This window comes from Campylobacter sp. JH32, assembly GCF_017846535.1.
GTDB lineage: Bacteria > Campylobacterota > Campylobacteria > Campylobacterales > Campylobacteraceae > Campylobacter_D > Campylobacter_D coli.
This window is the reverse complement of the sequence record NZ_JAEQBS010000010.1, coordinates 64941-83625: the sequence shown is the minus strand read 5'-3', so window position 1 is coordinate 83625 and position 18685 is coordinate 64941. Positions and strand designations below refer to the sequence as shown.

General features: G+C 29.1%; 19 protein-coding genes and 3 pseudogenes. 6 read left to right on the top strand and 16 right to left on the bottom strand.

The genetic code is table 11. The features are described 5' to 3' along the window. Both KAR67_RS08175 and pseI read right to left on the bottom strand, forming a co-directional pair. Window positions 1-351: pseudogene (locus tag KAR67_RS08175) on the bottom strand (DUF115 domain-containing protein); the annotation flags it as partial. After that, window positions 348-1379 (bottom strand): pseudaminic acid synthase, encoded by a 1032-nt coding sequence (gene pseI, locus KAR67_RS08170; protein ID WP_052781020.1) that lies wholly within the window; start codon window positions 1377-1379, stop codon window positions 348-350. The pseudogene KAR67_RS08175 and the gene pseI, both read right to left, overlap by 4 nt. Window positions 1380-1636: 257 nt before the next feature. Here pseI and pseA point away from each other — a divergent pair, with 257 nt between their 5' ends. Genes pseA through wbuZ form a run of 3 tightly spaced genes read left to right on the top strand, consistent with a single transcriptional unit; the run spans window position 1637 to window position 4122 of the window. Beyond that, window positions 1637-2773: a pseudaminic acid biosynthesis protein PseA gene (pseA, locus tag KAR67_RS08165; RefSeq protein WP_052776579.1), complete on the top strand. Its 1137-nt coding sequence runs from the start codon at window positions 1637-1639 to the stop codon at window positions 2771-2773. Then, a complete protein-coding gene (gene hisH, locus KAR67_RS08160) occupies window positions 2770-3375 on the top strand; it encodes an imidazole glycerol phosphate synthase subunit HisH (RefSeq protein ID WP_072227323.1) in 606 nt (201 codons plus the stop codon). Before pseA ends, hisH begins: the two co-directional genes overlap by 4 nt. Further along, a complete protein-coding gene (gene wbuZ, locus KAR67_RS08155; protein ID WP_057041007.1) occupies window positions 3376-4122 on the top strand; it encodes a glycosyl amidation-associated protein WbuZ in 747 nt (248 codons plus the stop codon). Here the strand turns inward: wbuZ and pseH are convergent. Genes pseH through pseF form a run of 3 tightly spaced genes read right to left on the bottom strand, consistent with a single transcriptional unit; the run spans window position 4087 to window position 6063 of the window. Further along, window positions 4087-4560 (bottom strand): UDP-4-amino-4,6-dideoxy-N-acetyl-beta-L-altrosamine N-acetyltransferase, encoded by a 474-nt coding sequence (gene pseH / locus KAR67_RS08150; RefSeq protein ID WP_002801004.1) that lies wholly within the window; start codon window positions 4558-4560, stop codon window positions 4087-4089. The two genes, wbuZ and pseH, sit on opposite strands and share 36 nt — an antisense overlap. Continuing rightward, window positions 4557-5381: a UDP-2,4-diacetamido-2,4,6-trideoxy-beta-L-altropyranose hydrolase gene (pseG, locus tag KAR67_RS08145; protein WP_002784879.1), complete on the bottom strand. Its 825-nt coding sequence runs from the start codon at window positions 5379-5381 to the stop codon at window positions 4557-4559. The genes pseH and pseG overlap by 4 nt, the downstream gene beginning before the upstream one ends. Next, a complete protein-coding gene (pseF, locus tag KAR67_RS08140; RefSeq protein WP_162284656.1) occupies window positions 5365-6063 on the bottom strand; it encodes a pseudaminic acid cytidylyltransferase in 699 nt (232 codons plus the stop codon). Before pseF ends, pseG begins: the two co-directional genes overlap by 17 nt. A 79-nt stretch (window positions 6064-6142) precedes the next feature. On the opposite strand from pseF, the gene KAR67_RS08135 reads away from it, so the two are divergent. Beyond that, entirely contained in the window at window positions 6143-7354 is a 1212-nt protein-coding gene (locus tag KAR67_RS08135) for a DUF2920 family protein (protein WP_059280242.1), read from the top strand. Window positions 7355-7760: 406 nt separating this feature from the next. Here the strand turns inward: KAR67_RS08135 and KAR67_RS08130 are convergent, their stop codons facing one another. Continuing rightward, a complete protein-coding gene (locus tag KAR67_RS08130) occupies window positions 7761-8687 on the bottom strand; it encodes a 3-oxoacyl-ACP synthase (RefSeq protein ID WP_002790436.1) in 927 nt (308 codons plus the stop codon). A 164-nt stretch (window positions 8688-8851) separates the two neighbouring features. Here KAR67_RS08130 and KAR67_RS08125 point away from each other — a divergent pair. Beyond that, a pseudogene (locus KAR67_RS08125) lies at window positions 8852-9858 on the top strand (acyl carrier protein). On the opposite strand, the gene KAR67_RS08120 reads toward KAR67_RS08125, so the two are convergent. From KAR67_RS08120 to KAR67_RS08105, 4 genes are read right to left on the bottom strand one after another with little or no spacing between them, the layout of a single operon-like run. After that, a complete protein-coding gene (locus tag KAR67_RS08120) occupies window positions 9855-10082 on the bottom strand; it encodes an acyl carrier protein (protein ID WP_002777686.1) in 228 nt (75 codons plus the stop codon). The pseudogene KAR67_RS08125 and the gene KAR67_RS08120 overlap by 4 nt on opposite strands. Before the next feature lies 1 nt (window position 10083). Then, the gene (locus KAR67_RS08115; protein ID WP_002777655.1) at window positions 10084-10803 is read right to left on the bottom strand and encodes a formyltransferase family protein; all 720 of its coding nucleotides are present in this window, start codon (window positions 10801-10803) and stop codon (window positions 10084-10086) included. Next, the gene (locus KAR67_RS08110; protein WP_002777653.1) at window positions 10803-11528 is read right to left on the bottom strand and encodes a GNAT family N-acetyltransferase; all 726 of its coding nucleotides are present in this window, start codon (window positions 11526-11528) and stop codon (window positions 10803-10805) included. Before KAR67_RS08110 ends, KAR67_RS08115 begins: the two co-directional genes overlap by 1 nt. Continuing rightward, window positions 11521-13029: an AMP-binding protein gene (locus KAR67_RS08105; RefSeq protein ID WP_162284657.1), complete on the bottom strand. Its 1509-nt coding sequence runs from the start codon at window positions 13027-13029 to the stop codon at window positions 11521-11523. Before KAR67_RS08105 ends, KAR67_RS08110 begins: the two co-directional genes overlap by 8 nt. 60 nt (window positions 13030-13089) lie before the next feature. Between KAR67_RS08105 and KAR67_RS08100 the strand changes: the two are divergent. After that, window positions 13090-14302 (top strand): annotated as a pseudogene (locus tag KAR67_RS08100) (DUF2920 family protein). A gap of 13 nt (window positions 14303-14315) precedes the next feature. Here KAR67_RS08100 and KAR67_RS08095 read toward each other — a convergent pair. From KAR67_RS08095 to KAR67_RS08070, 6 genes are read right to left on the bottom strand one after another with little or no spacing between them, the layout of a single operon-like run. After that, on the bottom strand, window positions 14316-14537 hold the full coding sequence (locus KAR67_RS08095; RefSeq protein ID WP_002815232.1) for an acyl carrier protein: 222 nt from the start codon (window positions 14535-14537) through the stop codon (window positions 14316-14318). Beyond that, entirely contained in the window at window positions 14537-15598 is a 1062-nt protein-coding gene (locus KAR67_RS08090; RefSeq protein WP_162284658.1) for a beta-ketoacyl-ACP synthase III, read from the bottom strand. Before KAR67_RS08090 ends, KAR67_RS08095 begins: the two co-directional genes overlap by 1 nt. Then, window positions 15588-17150, bottom strand: a complete 1563-nt coding sequence (locus KAR67_RS08085; protein ID WP_162284659.1) for an HAD family hydrolase — start codon at window positions 17148-17150, stop codon at window positions 15588-15590. Before KAR67_RS08085 ends, KAR67_RS08090 begins: the two co-directional genes overlap by 11 nt. Then, complete coding sequence (locus tag KAR67_RS08080) at window positions 17147-17563, bottom strand: VOC family protein (protein WP_002815238.1); 417 nt, start codon at window positions 17561-17563, stop codon at window positions 17147-17149. Before KAR67_RS08080 ends, KAR67_RS08085 begins: the two co-directional genes overlap by 4 nt. Continuing rightward, entirely contained in the window at window positions 17556-18449 is an 894-nt protein-coding gene (locus KAR67_RS08075; RefSeq protein ID WP_057030600.1) for a class I SAM-dependent methyltransferase, read from the bottom strand. Before KAR67_RS08075 ends, KAR67_RS08080 begins: the two co-directional genes overlap by 8 nt. Further along, on the bottom strand, window positions 18446-18676 hold the full coding sequence (locus KAR67_RS08070; protein ID WP_057030599.1) for an acyl carrier protein: 231 nt from the start codon (window positions 18674-18676) through the stop codon (window positions 18446-18448). The genes KAR67_RS08075 and KAR67_RS08070 overlap by 4 nt, the downstream gene beginning before the upstream one ends. Between the last annotated feature and the right edge of the window lie 9 nt (window positions 18677-18685).

The window sequence follows — 18685 nt, the reverse complement described above, 5'->3', positions numbered from 1 at the left end:
TCAAAAACAACAATATGCTGATGATTTTTATTTTGCAATAAAGCTTTAAATAAAATTCCATTTCCAAAACCATAAAAATACAATACAGGATAAAGTAGATATTTATCATTATAAGTATTTAGCATAGTTTGCAATTCTTTAATGGGATCTTGATAAAGTAAATTTTCATTATACCCCCCCCCCATTATTTTTTATACTTGTATCTTTTAGATTGATATCTAGATTATCTTTACCTAAGATAAGTTCAAATTTACTTGATTTAATTTCTTTTAAACTTTCTTTTAAAAGAATATTACTTAAAGACTCAATGTTTTTGTTAAAGAGTTCTTTTTGAGTAGGGGTGAAGGTCATTGGAAATCTCCTTGTTTTAAAGCATCACCAAATTCTATATCTTTAGTAGCTTTTTTTCCTAAAAGTTCTTGATAAAATTTAGGATGTAGTCCAAAAGAAGGACGCACGGATTTTACATTTTCTTCGCTGAACATTTCACCTTTTTTGATATCCTTACTTGCATATAAGCTTCTTGCAAAAACACGGTTTTTAAGCGCCTTTTCATCTAGATCTAACTTACCATCGCCTAAAGCACTTTCAGCTTGTCTTACTGCATCTACCATAGCTTTAAATTCATCAAAATCAAGACTAAATTTACTGTCTTCACTTTCTATGCTTTTATCTAACATAAAATGCTTTTCTATCACTCTAGCTCCAAGTGCTACTGCCATAACAGGGGCTAAAAAACCAAAGCTATGATCACTTAGTCCCACTTCAACATTAAATTTTTCTTTTAAACTTGCTATGCCTTTTAAATTCATATCTTCTATGGCAGTAGGATAAGCCGAAGTGCATTTTAAAAAGATTAAATCAGGATTTTTTTCTTCTTTAAAAATTTCACAGATTTTAAAAAGTTCTTCTTCTGTAGCAATGCCCGTTGAAACAATAGTAGGTTTTTTTTCTTTGGCGATTAAACGCACGAAATTTTCATCATTAGCTTCAAAAGAAGCGATTTTATAGGCTATAGGATCAAAGCGTTTTAGAAATTCTAAATCTTCTTTGGCAAAAGGACTTGAAAAACAAAGTATTCCTTCATTTTGTGCGGTTTCAAAGATTTGAGAATGCCATTCATAAGGAGTTTTTGCGCTTTCGTAAAGCTCATAAAGTTTTCTTTTATCCCAAAGCCCACCCTTAATAATAAAATCTTCTTTGTTGCTATTTAGAGTCATGCTATCTGGAGTGTAAGTTTGAATTTTTATCGCATCAGCACCTGCTTCTTTGGCAGCTTTTATACTTTGAAGTGCCATCTCAAGACTTCCTGCGTGATTGGCGCTAAGTTCTGCTATGATAAAAACCTTTTTATCGGTGTTAAAATTTCCTATTTGCATGTTTTTCTTTCTTTGGTAAATTTCCTGACTAAAATGATATATAATTATATTATATATTTCTTCAATTTATATATTTATATTATATAAATATTACGACTTTGTTATGATTTTGCTTGGTTTCATTCAAAAAATGCCATAGGGATTTAAATCATAGAATTCATTCATTTTTTAATTTTTATATAATATAAATATATAAAATTATAAAATAAAATTTAATTATAACGATATATATATTTAAGACTAATTAAAGGAAATTTATGAGATTTTGTAAAAAATGTGTGATGCCAGATACTAAGCCTGATTTACATTTTGATGAAGAAGGTGTTTGTGATGCTTGTCGTTCTCAAGAAGCTAAAAATCAAAATATTAATTGGCAAGAAAGAGAAAAAGAATTTTTTGAGCTTATAAAAAAATACAAAAAACATCCTGTTTATGATTGCGTTATCGGAGTAAGTGGCGGAAAAGATTCTACTTTTCAAGTGGTTAAAATGCTTGAACTTGGACTTAATCCTTTGTGTGTGTGTTTTGAGCCTAGTGTGCCTACGAAAATAGGGCGCAAAAATTTAGACAATTTAAATCATCTTGGCGTGGATTTGATCCATATCAAGCGTGATCCAAAAGTTTATCAAAAACTTGCCCGTGAAGCTTTTATAAGAATAGGGGATAATGAGTGGCAAAACCATTTGGGAATTTTTACTTCTGTTCCACGCATAGCGGTAAATTTTGGAGTGCCTTTGATCATCTGGGGAGAAAGTCCACAGATAGAGTATGGCGGTCCTGCGAGTAGTAAAAATAAAAATATTTTAGGCAGAGAGTGGCTTGAAGAATTTGGCGGGCTTTTAGGAAATCGTGCTTCTGATATGCTTGGGGTAAATGGTATCACTGAAAAAGATTTGTTTTTATATACTTATCCAAGTGATGAAGAACTTCAAAGAGTAGGGGTTACGGGGCTATTTTTAGGGTATTATTTTAAATGGGATTATAAAAAAATTCTTGAAATTTCTAAAAAATATGGTTTTTTAACTCTAGATCATCCTGTTGAGACTACTTATGAAAATTTTGAAAATTTAGATTGTTATTCTAATCATGTGCATGATTATTTAAAATACTGCAAATACGGCTTTGGTAGAGCAACGGATAATGCTTGTTTGGATATTCGTTTAGGTTATATCAGCCGTGAAGAAGGGGTGCGTTTGGTACAAAAATACGATGGCAAGCCCCCTAAAAAGGCTATTAAAAAATACCTTGAATTCAGTGGTTTTAGCGAGGAAGAATTTCAAAAAATAGTAGATTCTTTTACCAATAAAAAAATTTTTAAACGTGATGAAAATGGTAAATTTATAAGAGATTATGATGGTTCTTTGGTAAGAAAAGACGAGTGTGTTTTAAAATGATAGCGCTCATTGATTACAAGGCGGGAAATTTAAACTCTGTTGCTAAGGCTTTTGAAAAAATAGGAGCTATAAATTTCATAGCTAAAAATCCAAAAGATTTGCAAAAAGCAGATAAATTGCTTTTACCTGGAGTGGGATCTTTTAAAGAAGCCATGAAAAATTTAAAAGAACTTGGTTTTATAGAAGCTTTAAAAGAGCAAGTTTTAGTACAAAAAAAACCTATTTTAGGCATTTGTTTAGGAATGCAGCTTTTTTTAGAAAGGGGCTATGAAGGTGGAGTTTTCGAAGGACTTGGTTTTATAGAAGGTGAAGTAGTCAAATTTGAAGAGGATTTAAATTTAAAAATCCCACACATGGGTTGGAATGAGCTTGAAATTTTAAAACAAGATCCTTTGTATCAAGGCATAGATAATAAGAGTGATTTTTATTTTGTGCATTCTTTTTATGTGAAATGCAAAGATGAGTTTGTAAGTGCTAAAGCACAATACGGACATAAATTTGTTGCATCTTTACAAAAAGATCATATTTTTGCTACACAATTTCACCCCGAAAAAAGTCAAAATTTAGGCTTAAAACTTTTAGAAAATTTTATAAGGCTTTAAATGTTAAAAACTAGAATTATCCCTTGTGTTTTGTTAAAAAACGGACAACTTGTTAAAAGTATAGAATTTAAAGATTTTCGCACTATAGGGCATTTAACTTCAACAATGAGAATTTATAATGCACGCAATGTTGATGAGCTTATTATCTTAGATATAGATGCTTCAAAAAGTGGAGAAATAGATTTTGAAAGTATAGAAGATCTTGCTAAAGAATGTTTTATGCCTTTAACTATAGGTGGCGGGATAAAAACCCTTGAAGATATACAAAAGATTTTAAATTTAGGTGCGGATAAAATTTCTATCAATTCTAAGGCCTTAGAAGATATGGATTTTATAAGTAAAGCGGCTAATCGTTTTGGTTCTCAATGTATAGTTTGTTCTATAGATGTTAAAAGAAAAGGAGAGCAATTTTGTGTTTATGACAGGGGAAATTTACTTGAAAAAAGTCCTTTAGAACTTGCTTTAGAATATGAAAAAAAAGGAGCTGGAGAGCTTCTTTTAACTTCTGTGGATTTTGAAGGAAGGGCAAAGGGTTATGATTTAGAACTTTTAAAGATCTTTCAAAATAAACTTAAAATTCCTCTTATTATCAATGGAGGACTTAGCAATCCAAGTGATGGAGTCGAGGCTTTAAATTTAGGTGCTGATGCTTTAGCGGGTGCTTATATTTTTCATTTTTCTAAGTATACCCCTAAAGATGTAAAAGAAGAATTAGCTAGGCAAGGCTTTGCAGTGAGATTGCTTTAGGCAAACATAGTAAAAATCTTTATCTTCATCATAAATAGTAAAATGATTTTGTTGATATAATTGTAAAGCTTTGCGATTGTCTTTGAAAACATAAGCTTTAAGAGTATTTACTTTTAAGTTTTCAAAAGCGTATTTTATAATTTCATTCATTAAAATTTGTCCTACGCCTTTTAAATTAGGTTTTGCGTAAAGTCCAAATTCGCAAGATTTAGTTGTGATATTGACAAAATCAATTACGCCGATAATCTGTTCATCTTGAAAAACTAAAAAATATTTTTTGCTAGAATCTTGATGTAATTTTTTTAAAAATCTTAAATGTTCTTCAAAATCAATATATTTTGTTTTCATAAATTGATTGATATCGGGGTGATTGCGCCATTTAAAAATCAGCTCTATTTCTTGAGAATTAAGTTCTGTGAAATTTTTAAGTTTTATCAATACTTATACTCCACTTCATACCCTTTTTTAGCAAGCCAAGTTGCTGTAGATTCTTGATTTTTAACATAACAAATAGCTTTGAAATTTGCCTTTAAAAGCAAGGCTTCATTGACTAAAGAACTTGCACTAATGATGAGTTTATTGCTTTCATTCATCAATTTTGCAATATTTTCATGATCGATAAATAATCTAATATTGTTATGTAATTTTGCAAATTTTTGCAATTTTTTAAGATTAGGATTAGAAGAGCTGGTTGCAATGCTGATGATTTTTGTTTTAGGTAATTCGCTAGCAATTTGTAAAGAAAGGTTTTTTATATCAGTTCCACCCATGCAAATGAAAAAATCATATTTTTTTTCTCTATTTTCTTTGGCCTCTTGATAAAATTCTTCCCTGATTAAAGCATAAGAAAAACCACATCTTACTTCGCATTTAAAAGGCACTAAACCTTCATAATCACTTGCTTTTGCATAGGCATTGACATTGAGTAAAATATCACAATGATGAGGCTTTATTTCATCATCAAAGCTTAGAATTTTCACCCCTGTTTCAAGCTTGATCAGTTTTTCATCATCTACGCTGATGCCATAGTGATCAATGATAAGAAGTTCAAATTTTTCTTCTTTGATGAGATTGATAAGCTCGTAGATACTTTCGCTACTAAGCTCATAAACAGGATAAGGAATTTCATCGATCAAGGAGCCTTCTAAAGGCAAGCAAGCAAAACTTACATCATCATATTGTTTAGCTAAGACTAGATCGCGTTTAATGTGTCCAAAGCCTATTTGACTGGAGCTATCGCTTCTAAAAAGCACTTTCATGATTTACCTTATAAAGTATTTTTGCAAATTCCAAATCTTGTATGGTGTCTATATCGCAAACTAAATTTCTTGGCAATACAAACACGCTAGAATGAGGTTTAAATATAAAATCTTCCTCAAGCCAAGCTTTGCTTGTACCAAAATAAAAAGCTCCTACATCATGATAAGCTTTTGTTAGATCTTGTGAACGACTTTTATAATGTTTTTCATCAAACATATAAACTTGATTGTTTTCATTTAGATAAAATGCCCTTTGTATAGGATACTCAAACTCAGTAGCAGCAAATAAAAACTTGCTTTGATTTTGTATAAATTTTTCATAGGCTTGTTTTAAAATGTCTTTATTTAACAAAGGAGCAGTAGCATAAAGGCAGCAGACATGATTATAAATTTGATTTTGGCTTTGTAAAATTTCTATGGCATTTTGCACTACAGCAGTGCTTGAAGCATAATCATCGCTTAAATTTTTATCGCGCACAAAAGGAGCTTTTGCACCGTATTTTAAGGCTACTTCTATGATTTCTTCATCATCACTTGAAAGCACCACTTCATCAAAAATACCTGAATTTAAAGCATTTTCTATGCTATAAGCGATTAAAGGTTTACCTAGAAAATCAATGATATTTTTTCTAGGAATTCTTTTTGATCCACCACGAGCAGGGATTATGCAAAGATTTTTCATAGTTAAGCCTTGTTTTTTGTGTTGTATTTTACTAAAATTTAAGTATAATTGTCTTTAAAATACAATAAAAGGTTTAAAATTGCTTATAAATCAAACCTTTGAAATTGATTCTTGTGATGATGTAGAATTAAATATAAAAAGAACTAGCAAACTTGAATACCGCATTAGCTATGATGATGAAAAAGATATCAAAGCCATAGTTTTTATAGTGGGTGGTTTTGGAGCTAATGCAAATATTTCTTTTTTAGATTTTGATAGGGAATATATTGCTAAAAATTTTGATGTTGTAGTGATACATGTTTTTTATCATTGTTTTTGTGCAAGACAAAGTATTGATCAAAAGTATAATCCAAAGCTTATTCCCAATCAAGATGATTTAGAGCGTGTAAATGGTATTTTAAAAAATATTAATTTAGGACATTTATCGGTTAATAAAGATAATTTTGAACAAATTATTCCTCTTATAGAGCAAAAAGCTAATGAAATGAAACAAGCAGGTTTGGTTGATGAAAGCCAAAAAATAGAACTTTCTTGTGATTTTATCCCACCTAATGGAGATTATCAAAACTATGGCATTATGGCAGCTATTGATCATATCAATGCTTTAAAAGATTTAGTTAAACGTTTTCCAGAATTTGCAGATTTACCAAAAATTTATGGGGGGGGGTCTTATGGAGGATACCTATCTTTACTCATAGCAAAGATAGCTCCTTGGTATGTGGATGGCGTGATTGATAATTCGGGAGTTTGCTTGCCATTTTTAGCACATATTTTGGGAAGAGATATGAATCAAGGAGAATTTGTTTTTGAAGGAGATAATAATAGAATTTATTGTTTTGTGCAAAAATATTGGACTAGAAATATAAATTCTTCTTATTATTTTGGTGATGAAAATTATTTAATTAGAGCTGTTTTAAACTCAAATCATCTCAAAATTCAAGCAAGTATGAACAATAATACTATCTTTATAAGCTATCACAGCATGCAAGATATGGGCGCTCCAGTGCAAAATAAAATAGAACTTTATAAGTGTTATCAGGAATTAGGATATGATGCGACTTTGTATTTGGTAAAAGATGAAAATGATATAGATGGTAGATTTATAAAAAGTCTAGAGCACGGTCTTAGAATGACTGATAAAGCTTTATTTAGAAAAGAACTTCCTTTGATGCTTGAAAAACTACAAGGAAGAAAATTTGATATGAGTAAAAATTCTATCACTTATCCTTGCAAAGACAAGCAATTTATTTTTAAAGATAAAGATGATAAATTTGAGCTTGAAATTGTTTAAGATTATCGTTAGTAAAGTTAAGAAAGGATTGCTAGGGAGGGGCTTTGTAGATGGATATTTCCTTGCCTAATATAAAAATTAAATTTATGATTTTTTTAAAAAAAGTGAAATATTTTTGTATAATGATTTGTTTAAGTGGTTAATTTCTCTTGGTGAAAAAGGTGCTACCAATAATAGAAAAAGACTTTAAAATAATTTTCTGTTGAAGATGGCAAATGAGTTGCTTGAGTTGATAAATAACTCTAATTTTTCCACCGCATTGTTTTAGCCTATGCTTAAATAAAATCTACGCTTGAAACATAGTATATTTTTTCAAGTATTAAAATCAATAATTTCGATAAAGTTTTTAATTTTGCTAAAATCAATTTTCAAACTCATGGCATTAAAGGTAATTCCTGTGCCAAAACTAGCCATAAAAACTTGTTTTATGCCCCCCCCCCTTCCTCCATTCATAGTTTGCCAAATCAAAGGCTAATTTATTTATCGTAACATCGCCATAATTTTTTAAAGTTTCATCATTTTTAATTTCTTTGAAATTTAAGAGTTCTAATAATTTAGTTTTTATAAAATTATTTGCACTTCCAAAGAAAAATTCGCCTATTTTGCTTTTATCAAGTTTAAAATTATCAAAAAAATCATCAAAAAATCGAGGAAAATTTTCATTTAAGTGAGAAAATGTGAGATTTTTGTCCATATCGATAAAATCATTTGCTTCTTTAAAGCATTTTAGAGGAAAAGTTTCTTCTGTGGCTAATTTGGAAAAGATTTTTTGCGAGAAAAAAGCTTTTTCTTTTGTATTAGATTTTTCAAGCAAAATAACACTAGCACTGTCGCTATTACTAAGGTAGGTGATTTTATCTTTTTTGGGTATTTTTTTACTTTTTACACTTACGCAAATGAAAGCTATTTTTTTGATATTTTCATTATCTAGTAAAGAAAAAGCTTGCATTAGGCCTTGTAAAAATCCTGGGCAAAAAGCAATATTATCAAAACACAGAGTTTTTTCACTTAAACCAAGATTTTTATGGATTAAACTTGAAAGTGCAGGGGCTAGAAAATCTGGTGAAAAACTATAAACTAAAAGTACATCAAGCTCATCTTTTAAAAGCAAATTTTCTCTAAAAAGCTTTTCTAGTGCTTTGCTTGCTAAATCACTTGCATAGATATTATTAGGGCTTATGAAATGATGATTTATACCGGTATTTTGCTTTAAAAGTTCGTATTTTTTCTGGTTTAAATTGCATTCTTGTAATTCTTTTTCTAAGGTATGTGGATTTTTGGGTAAAACTATACTAATAGCCTTAATATTGTGTGAGTTTAATTTTAAATTCATTTTTACTTCTTTCTAGTATTTAATAGATAAATTGTAACTTATGAATGCTTAAAATTTAAGCACAAACGGAGTATAATTTTTTGTAAAGAAAGGATATAAAATGACAGCATATTTTACATATAGGAACTACTAATACAGGAAATCAAGAAAAACAAGGCTTCTTGATGCAAAACGAAGAAAGGCTTTTAAAAAAAGGCTATATTTATCCAAAAAGCCTTAGAGTGGCAAATAGGCATTGGGCTTTGGTAGATATGGTTTTAGAACTAGTTCAAAAAGAAGATATTTTGCAAAAAGAGAGTATTTTAAGTCATATCACAAATGAAAGACTTCTTAGAGCTATAGAAAATTTTAAAAGCGAAAGTGCTTTACATAAAGATAAAAATTTATTTTGTCAGCTGAGGGTATAGTTTGGGATTTTTCTACCAAAAAACATGTAGAAATTTTAGAAAAGATTATGAGAGAGTTAGGTTTTACTCAAATTTATATTATTGTGTATTTTAGAGATACTTTGGGTTATTTAAACTCACATTGTTCTTAAGATCATAAAAACAATATGGGGTATTATTCTGCTGATTTTGCTCCGCAAGATCATCCTAGAAAATATATTTTTGACTATGAATGGATTTGCAAAACTCATGCTGAGGTATTTGGAGAAGAAAATTTGATAGTAAGACTTCTAAGGGAGGATTATGTAGGAGGGACTTTACTTAAGGATTTTGTTTATCATTTAGGACTTGAATGGGATGAGAGTTTTGTTTTAAAACAAACCAAAAATGAAAGTTTTAATCTTTTAGGAATGGAGCTTATGTCAAGATTAAATCAAAAAGATTTAAAGCAGAATAATCTTAATTCTTTGCTTTTTATGGCAAGAAGAAAATTTGAAGGCAGCAAAGAAAAAAGATTAAAATTTGCAGTGCAAAAAGATATTGCTAAAGCTTATGTGGATTATTTTGCTTCTTCACTTGAATGGGTAAAAAACAAATATTTCCCGCATAAAAATTCTCTTTTTGCTCCTGTAAATTGGGAAGAATACGAACAAAACTATACTTTAACTCATACACTAAGCAAAGACTGGGATGATGTGGCGGATTTTATAGCACAAATTATTGTTTCTAAAAATGAAATCATCAGTTCTTTAAAAGAACAGCTTGAACTTGCAAGGAAAGATTAGTCTTTCATTGCAGTTTCAAGCATTTTTTTGATATTTTCAAAGCTTTCAAAATTTTCAGGTGTGATAAATTCTGCTTTTAAGGGTTTTTTATAAAATTTTTCTATTTCGGCAACCAAAGCCATGATATCGATACTATCGATAAAATCTTCACTTACTAGATTTTCCATACTCTCATTGATATCTGTTCTTTCTATATTGATAAAAAATTGTTTGATTTCTTGCATTTTATTCCTTTGTGATTTTTAAAATGACATTATCGCTTAAATTTAAAATTAAATCAAGCTCATTGATTTCATAAAATAAAATTTCTCTTTCTTCACCTAATATTTCTAATCTAGCTTTAGGAACTCCGCTTAAGGCACCGCAGTCCATAGCTCTTAAAAAGCGAGAAATTTTTTCTTTATTCCAAGTAAGATCTAAATAACCATTATTTGGTAAAGATAATTTTTTGTGATACCCCCCCCCTGAAATTTGCATTTTAAAAGCTTTATTTTTTAAAATTTCTAAAGCTTCTCTAAATAAAGTTAGAGCAAGTTTGTGTTGAGCGTTTAAAAGACTTAAAGCAGTACAATTATTATCAAGTTTTATTTCTTTTTGAACTAAAATATCACCTGTATCTATACTTTCTTTAACCATATGCCAAGTAATACCTGTTTTTTTATCGTTTTCCCATATACTCCAAATATGTGCATTACATCCTCTGTGAAAAGGTAATAATGCGTTGTGGTAATTAATAATAGTATTTTTTTGAATACATTCTTTTTTGAAAATATAAAAATTATTAGCACTAATAATAAGGCAATTTTTAAGATTTTTAAAGAAATCATCTAAATTTTCTATATTTTTTACAAAATTTACTTCTTGTCTGAAAAAATCATTAGCTATTTTTTGGCATTCTTTGGCTACTTTGCCTGTGCCTATGATGTAAATATATGAGTAAGTCATTAGAAATTCCTATAAAATTTTAAATTAATATGATTAAAACAAAAACCCGCCCTTTTATAAAAATTAATGGCTTTTTGATTTTTTTCTTCTACAAAAAGTTTAAAGAATTTATTTTGAGTATTGGCTGCAAAATAATGATTTAGTAAAGCAAAAGCCACATTTTTATGCTTTAAATTTCTATCTACAGCTATAAAATCTAAAAAATTAGCATTGAGAGTTTGAGTGTAGATCAAAGCAGCGCGAATTTTTTGATTTTCTTTATAAACAAGTATATTGGGTATTTTTTCTTCAAGATTTTTTTGTGAAAAATAAAACAAATATGGATCAAAATATTTTCTAAAAAAGCTATAAATTTCCTTGCTATCTTCATGTGAAGCTTTAGAGATAAAGGTAAATTTTTTTAATTTTATCTCATCTTTTTTGAGTATCATTTGTTTATAATTGAGTATTTCTTTAAAATGATTGAGTTTTAAAAAATCATTATGTTGTAAAAGTTGCTTATCGGTTTTGGTTAAGATTTTTATATAATTAGCCTTTAAATTAAAATTCTGTAAATCATTGATAAAATAATATAGTAAATTATCTACACGATTAAAAAAGAAAAAATTATTGTTTTTATATTTTTGTAAAATAAATTCCTGTTTTAAAATTTTTTCTTCAATTGTACCAAAATTGTCATAGTAATTACTTAACTTAAATCCTTTATAAAAAGCTTTTTTAAACAAGTTCTTTTAAAACCTTTCTATCAATTTTACCATTTTGATTAAGCTTAAATTTATCAAGCTTTATGAAATTTTTTGGGATCATATAAGAAGGTAATTTATCTTTCAAAAAAGCTTTAAAATTAATCTCATCTTTGCTTTCATAAAAACAAATAATATCTTCTTTAAAAATACAAGCGCTGTTTTTTACACTTGCATGAGAATTTATCACGCTTTCTATTTCTCCAAGTTCTATTCTATGTCCCATATATTTTATCTGATTATCTGCTCTTCCGTAGCATAAAAGCTCTCCAAATTCATTATAAGAAACGATATCTCCTGTTTTATAGAGTAAATCTAAATAATTATCATGTAAAGGATTTTGAATAAAAGCTTGTTTGGTTTTTTCTTTGTCATTATAATACCCTAAAGACAAAGAAGTTCCACGCACAAAAAGCTCCCCTTTAACACTTATTTGTTTAGGACTTATGAAATTCATATTTTCATCAAAAACTAAAAGTTCTGTGTTTTTACATGCTTTGCCTATAGGTAAAAGTTCTTCATCTTTAAAAGTACGATTGATGATATAAAAAGAACATACATCAGTGATTTCTGTTGGACCATAAAGGTTGGCAAATAAAGCATTGGGTAAGTGTTTACGCCAAATATTTAGCTGTTTATTGGGTATGATTTCACCACAAAAAAGTATCTTTTTTAAGGCGTTTAAACTAAAATTATTCAAAGCTTCAGTATTTGCAAAATAAATCAGCACCGAAGGTACCCAAAATATAGTGCTTACTTTTTCTTTTTCAAGACATTCTAAAATTTTATTTGGAAAGGCAAAAAGATGATTAGGTAAAAGGTGTAAAGTTGCTCCTGATTTTACACTTGAAAAAATATCTAAAATGCTATTGTCAAAATAAAATGGTGCTTGATTGGCTAAAATTTCATTCTCATCAAATTTAAAAGTCTCACACACCCAAAAAGTATAATCAATCACACTCTTATGTGCTATGCTTACTCCTTTAGGAATACCTGTGCTCCCACTTGTAAAGAAAACATAGAGTAAATTAGTATCTATGTGTTTTTCTTTAGCATTTTTTAGCAAACTCTCATCTATATTAAAACTTTCAAAATCTTCTGTATAAAGCGTAGGTAAATCTAAGTTAAAATTTAAGTCCTTTGAAGTGATAAAAAGTTTAGGCTTTAAAACTTCTATGACTTTTTCTACTCTTTCTTTAGGACTTTTTTCATCTAAAAGTGTATAAAAATTTCCACTGAGTGCCACTCCAAAAAATGAAATCAAACAATCAATCCCTTTAGGCAAGATGATTAAAACAGGAGCTTGAGTAGGTTTATTATTTTTTAAAGTTTTTAAAATTTCACTGGCTAGTTTCTTAGAAAAAAGATCAAAGTCTTTGTAAGTGATTTCCTTTCTTTCTTTGGCAAAGGGTTCTACAAAAGCAGTTTTTTCGCTAAATTTGATTAAACTTTTTTCTAAAAAATCATAGATATGAGTTGTCATGATTTACCTTTTTAATTTTTTGTAATATAATATCGATAAATTAATAAAAAAGGCCTTTATATGCTCATAAACCAAAGCTTTGAAATCGATTCTTGTGATGATGTAGAATTAAATATAAAAAGAACCAGTAAGCTTGAATACCGCATAAGTTATGATGATGAAAAAGATCTCAAAGCTATAGTTTTTGTCATAGGAGGTTATGGAGCTAATGCAAATATATATTTTTTAGACTCTTATAGAAAATTATATTGCTAAAAATTTTGATGTTGTAGCAGTGCATGTTTTTTATCATTGTTTTTGTCAAAGGCGTTCGGATGTTGAGAAATATAGTGCTTTTACAATGTTTACAAAAGATGATGTGTCAAATTTATCTCAGGCTTTATTGGAAATAGGTGTTAATATCAATGTTAATCTTGAGAACGCACAACAATGTTATGAATTACTTAATCAGAATATTACTACTTTAAAATCACAAAGAAAACTAGCGCAAAATTATCAAGCGAAATTCACCTCAACTTTTATCCCACCTAATGGAGACTATCAAAACTATGGTATTATGGCAGCACTTGATCATATTAATGCTTTAAAAGATCTAGTTAAACGCTTTCCAAAACTTGCAGATTTACCAAAAATTTATGGGGGGGGGTCTTATGGAGGATATCTATCTTTACTCATAGCAAAGATAGCTCCTTGGTATGTGGATGGCGTGATTGATAATTCGGGTTCGGCTTTGCCACCTTTAAATTATATTTTAGGAAGAGAAATGGAGAGCGGTTGTGATTATGTTTTAAATAGTTCGCATATTTTAATACAATGTTTTCTAAAAACCCACTGGACGCGTAAAGAAAATTCACCTTATTTTTTTAATAATGAAAATTATTTTATTAGAACATTGTTAAATAAAGATCATTTAATTTTACAAAGTCAAAAAAATAAAAATATTATTTATGTGAGTTATCATAGTAAAGAAGATCCTTTAACTCCAGCAAATTTTAAAGAACAAACCATGCAAATATTAAAAATTTTAGGTTACGATGTAAGCTTAAATTTGATAGATGAAAATAAAATTGATGGAAAATTTATTAAAAATTTAGATCATGGTTGTGGTATACCTGATAAAGCCTTATTTAGAAAAGAACTTCCTTTAATGCTTGAAAAATTGCAAAAAAGAAAATCTTTAATGCAAGAAAATTCCATCTCTTATCCTTGTGGGAATAAAGTGTTTATATTTAAAGATGTGGGAGATAAATTTGAATTAGAGATAAAAGATTAAAACCTTAAAGGTTTTAATCAAGCTTTGCTAAATCGATTAAATCACTTACTTTTTGACAATTTTTCAAGTCCTCGGCTGTGATTTTTAAAGTAAAAAGATTTTTATAAAGCACCATCACAGATACAAAAGCCAAACTATCCCACTCATCTATATCATCAAGTAGCATATCTTCATTTAAGTCTTCATCTCTATGCATAGCTTCTTTAAGCTCTTCTAAAAATTCAGTTTTTGTCATTATTTCTCCTTTGTGTAAATTAAAATATCTTTTGTGTATAAATCCTTGAAATTCAACACCGCACTTCCCCAGCTAAGCCCTGCACCAAAAGCACTTAAACTCGCTTTAAATTCTTTTGGAGTATCTAGTTCGCAAAGTAGGGCAGGTAGTGAACAAGCGCTTAAATTAGCGTATTTTTCCATGATAAAATTAGGAACTTTATCATCATTAAGTTTTAATTCTTCTTTGATGCAATCAACCAAATACACATTGGATTGATGAAAAAGATGAAAAGCAATGTCTTTTTCATCTACTTTAGAAAATTCTAAAATTTCTTTAAAGCTTTTAGGTTCGCATTCCAAAGCCATATTGAAAATATTTGCTCCGTCCATATAAAGACTTTCTAATTGTCTAAACTCCTCAGTTTGCATGAGTGAATCATCGTTGAAAATATCTGCTTTAGGTATTCTCATCGCACCTTTTGGAATGATGAGTTTATCAAAATGTCTTCCATCGCTTCCAAGCTCAAAAAAAGCTTCGTTAAAATCCGTTTTTTCAATCAAAGTTGCACTTACTCCATCACCAAAAATAGGGGCTAAATTCATATTTTTAGGATGGATGAATTTGCTTAAAGTATCTCCACAAATGAGTAAAATTTTACCTAAGCCACTTTGTATTAAAGAATGAGCGACAAATAAGCCGTATAAATACCCTGCACAAGCTTGCCCTAAATCAAAAGCTACAGTTTTGGAGCTTAAATTTAAAAGTTGGTGTAAATAACAAGCCGTAGAAGGCATGAAAAAATCAGGACTTTGAGTTACTACGATGAGTGCATCAAGGCTATTTTTATCTATATTTAAACCTTGTAAAAGTGTATTGGCTGCGTGTTTTCCAAGATCGCTTACGCAAGTGTTTTCATCGCAAATATAACGCGTGTTTAAACCTATGACTTTTTTCATTCTTTTAAGGGTTTTGATATCGTTTGAAAAAACGCTTTCTAACTCATCATCAATGCAAATTTTATGTTCAGGTACGCTTACGCAAATGCCTGAAATTTTAGCTTTATCAAATCTAGTTTTCATGGATTATAAGTCCTTTGAAGTTTAAATTTTGAAATGGAATAAGGGCTGAGTTTTTTTCAAATTCTTTGGAAATTTGTTCTAAAAAGCTCAAAAATGGCATATTTCTTTCGCCTTTTTGATAGTAAAGCCTTGCATTATTGTTTTTAAGATCAAAGAAATGTAAAGCTAGTTCAAAGGCTTTAAAAAACATTCTAGTTTCAAGTTTTCTACCTAAAGCCCTACAAGAAATGCAAAGATCATCGATAAATAAATTTCCTTCTTTACAAGAAAAAACAAAAATAGCGATAATCCCACTATCGCTTAATTTATCACTCATGCTCACACTTACAATGAGTTCTTTTTGCATGTGTTGTGCGACTTTTTCTTGATTTAAGCGTGTGTAATTAGCGATAAATTGATTGGTTTTGCCTAAAAGTTCGCTAATGCGAGGGATATTTTGCAGATCATTTTTGCTAAAATTTAAGCTGATTTCAAGATTTTGAAAATATTCTTCATCGCTTAAGCTTTTAAGCTCTTCTCTTAAAGCATTGGCTGCTATATCTTTGGCACGAATTTGATCTTCTTTGGTATTTGAAAGTTTTAAAAGATTAGGAAAAAGTTTGATTTTATAAAGTATATTTTCATCGCATAAAAGTGTTTTAACGCCTGTAAATTTGGTATTTTCAAGCTCGGCGATATTATCATCTATAAAAAGCATAGCGTTAGTATTTATATTAAATTTTTTAGCAATTTTTAAGATATTTTCACCCTTTGGCTCCCAATTGATCATTCTAGCATCAAAATCATCCCATTGTAAGATGAAATCTTTCCTTATTTCAAAAAGTTTTTTTGCGTCTTTTTCTTCATTTTTTGAAGCTAGGGCAAGTAAAAACCCTTGTTTTTTAAAAGTTTTAATTTTTTCTTGTAAGGTTTTGTGCAAAGGACTTAAATTAAGATTATCTATACCCTCTTCACCTAAAATTCCTTGATACAAGGTATTATCAAGATCAAGTACAAGAGCTTTAAGAGCGGGTTTTACGAGTGCAGGGATGAGGCTAAGTCCTAAAATTTGCGCTAAGAAAATCAAGGCTTTATTATTAAGCTTAGAGCCTGTAAGTTCTTCTTTAGCTAGGTCTAAAATATCCTCTTCATCAAAATACTCTTTTATGAGTTTTTCTATGTTAAAAATTTCACAATTTAAAATTTTTTTATCTGTTTTAAATTCTCCTAAACTAAGGACTAAAATAGGGCTTTGTGAAATTTTTCTTAGTTCTAAAAGTCTTTCTTCTAGAAAATTTTGCACATTATTTTTATAGCGGGTTAAATCCACCCATAAAAGTTCTAAATTAGTTTCTTTAAAATTATCAAAACTCAAGCTATCATCATAAGAGCTGAAATTAAACTCAGCTTTTAAATTAGCAAAATGTAAAAAAGGAGCAATGATACTTTGCACTCCTTCAAAAGCATGATTTCTATGGATATTGATAAGAAGATCTTGACTTTTACTAAAGTCTAATTCTTTGGCAAATTTTATAAGCTCATTGCGTTTTAAATGGGGTGAAAAAAGATTCATTTTAGCTCCACAAGTTCGATTAAAAGCCTATTTGGCATCATGATAAAACAAAGTTTAGCAAAATAGCTTGCTTGCATAATAGGAACAATACAAATGCCTCCTTGTTGTTCTAAAAGAATTAAATCTTGGGTGATATTTTTACTTTCATAGGCTAAATGATACATTTTGGTATTATTTTTCAAATAGCTATCTAGCGGGCCTTTATCGTTTAAATTTTGCAAAAGTTCAAATCTATACTGTGGAAATGCTTCATTGCAAGGAATGATAAATTCGCCTCTTACCCCTTGTTTTTCATCTATAAATTCTGCTTCTTTATAAAAACCTAGTTTAAAAAAACATTCCCTTTCTTTTTCTAAATTTTTACAAGCCACACCTATATGATGAAGGGGTAAATTGAGTGTTTTATCAAGCATTTAAAACTACTGCCATAGTGATAGCATTTTTAAATTTCAATGCTTTTTCTAAACTATAATCATTTGCCATAAAACATTCATAAGTCTTAAGCTTTAAGCCCGATTTTTCTATCAAATCTTTAACTTCATCAGGATGGGAAAATAAATAAATATGATCAATAGCAGGAGCATTGATAGGAATAGTTGCAAAAATTTCTCCTCCATCGCTAAGAAGCTCTTTAGATCTTTTAAGAAATTCAAGAGGTTTTTCTACGTGTTCTAGCACTTCTCCAATCACTATCAAATCAGCTTTTTTATCAAAATCATAAGTAAAAAAATCTTGACATAAAAAATCACATTTTGTAATCAATCCTCCTACTTGTTGTTTTACCATTTTTTGAGTAAGTTCGCAACTCGTTGGAGAGATATCAAGTCCATAAAAGGCTGAAAATTTATCACTTTTAACTGCTCTTGCGAAGTATTCTCCATGGCCAGGGCCTATTTCAAAATAAGTTGTTTTTGGAGTAAAATTTTTTAAATATTGTGAAAAATACTTTCTCACTTTAATATGAGCTATCCAAACAAAAGAAGAAAGAGCTAGACCTATCATGTATTGTTTCATATAGCTTTCATTAAAATAAACCTTATCCTTAACTTCATCAAAGCTAGAATAACGATAAGCCCCATTTTCTATGAAAAATTTTGTTTCTTCTAAAGTATCATTAAGGATCAATAAATAACAATTGCATTGTTCTTCTATGCTGATACCATCTTGAATATAATAAGAAATTAATTTATCAAATTCTTCCTCGTCTTCTTGTGAAAATTCAATTTTTTTAAGATATTTAGAATGGGTAGGATTTTTTTGAGCAATGGCTTGAAATAATTTTTCAATATTTTCTTTCATTTTTCAGCCTTTAGGGTTTGAATTTTTTCTAGTAAAGCGTTTTGAGATTTTAAGAGACTTAAATCTTCTTTGTTGAATTTGATTTCAAATTCTTCTTCTAAACTCATGATGATATCAATATGAGCTAAAGAAGTCCAGTTCTTGTAGTTTTCCATGCTTAAATTTGTATTTTCATCTACTTTGGTTTCAAGTATATTTTCTAAAATTTCATAAAATTGTTTTTCCATTGTATACCA

Coding starts and splice junctions, on each gene's coding strand:
- pseI (WP_052781020.1), bottom strand. CDS start 1,379: ATGCAAATAGGAAATTTTAACACCGATAAAAAGGTTTTTATCATAGCA.
- pseA (WP_052776579.1), top strand. CDS start 1,637: ATGAGATTTTGTAAAAAATGTGTGATGCCAGATACTAAGCCTGATTTA.
- hisH (WP_072227323.1), top strand. CDS start 2,770: ATGATAGCGCTCATTGATTACAAGGCGGGAAATTTAAACTCTGTTGCT.
- wbuZ (WP_057041007.1), top strand. CDS start 3,376: ATGTTAAAAACTAGAATTATCCCTTGTGTTTTGTTAAAAAACGGACAA.
- pseG (WP_002784879.1), bottom strand. CDS start 5,381: ATGAAAGTGCTTTTTAGAAGCGATAGCTCCAGTCAAATAGGCTTTGGA.
- pseF (WP_162284656.1), bottom strand. CDS start 6,063: ATGAAAAATCTTTGCATAATCCCTGCTCGTGGTGGATCAAAAAGAATT.
- KAR67_RS08130 (WP_002790436.1), bottom strand. CDS start 8,687: ATGAATTTAAAATTAAACTCACACAATATTAAGGCTATTAGTATAGTT.
- KAR67_RS08120 (WP_002777686.1), bottom strand. CDS start 10,082: ATGCAAGAAATCAAACAATTTTTTATCAATATAGAAAGAACAGATATC.
- KAR67_RS08115 (WP_002777655.1), bottom strand. CDS start 10,803: ATGACTTACTCATATATTTACATCATAGGCACAGGCAAAGTAGCCAAA.
- KAR67_RS08105 (WP_162284657.1), bottom strand. CDS start 13,029: ATGACAACTCATATCTATGATTTTTTAGAAAAAAGTTTAATCAAATTT.
- KAR67_RS08095 (WP_002815232.1), bottom strand. CDS start 14,537: ATGACAAAAACTGAATTTTTAGAAGAGCTTAAAGAAGCTATGCATAGA.
- KAR67_RS08090 (WP_162284658.1), bottom strand. CDS start 15,598: ATGAAAACTAGATTTGATAAAGCTAAAATTTCAGGCATTTGCGTAAGC.
- KAR67_RS08085 (WP_162284659.1), bottom strand. CDS start 17,150: ATGAATCTTTTTTCACCCCATTTAAAACGCAATGAGCTTATAAAATTT.
- KAR67_RS08080 (WP_002815238.1), bottom strand. CDS start 17,563: ATGCTTGATAAAACACTCAATTTACCCCTTCATCATATAGGTGTGGCT.
- KAR67_RS08075 (WP_057030600.1), bottom strand. CDS start 18,449: ATGAAAGAAAATATTGAAAAATTATTTCAAGCCATTGCTCAAAAAAAT.
- KAR67_RS08070 (WP_057030599.1), bottom strand. CDS start 18,676: ATGGAAAAACAATTTTATGAAATTTTAGAAAATATACTTGAAACCAAA.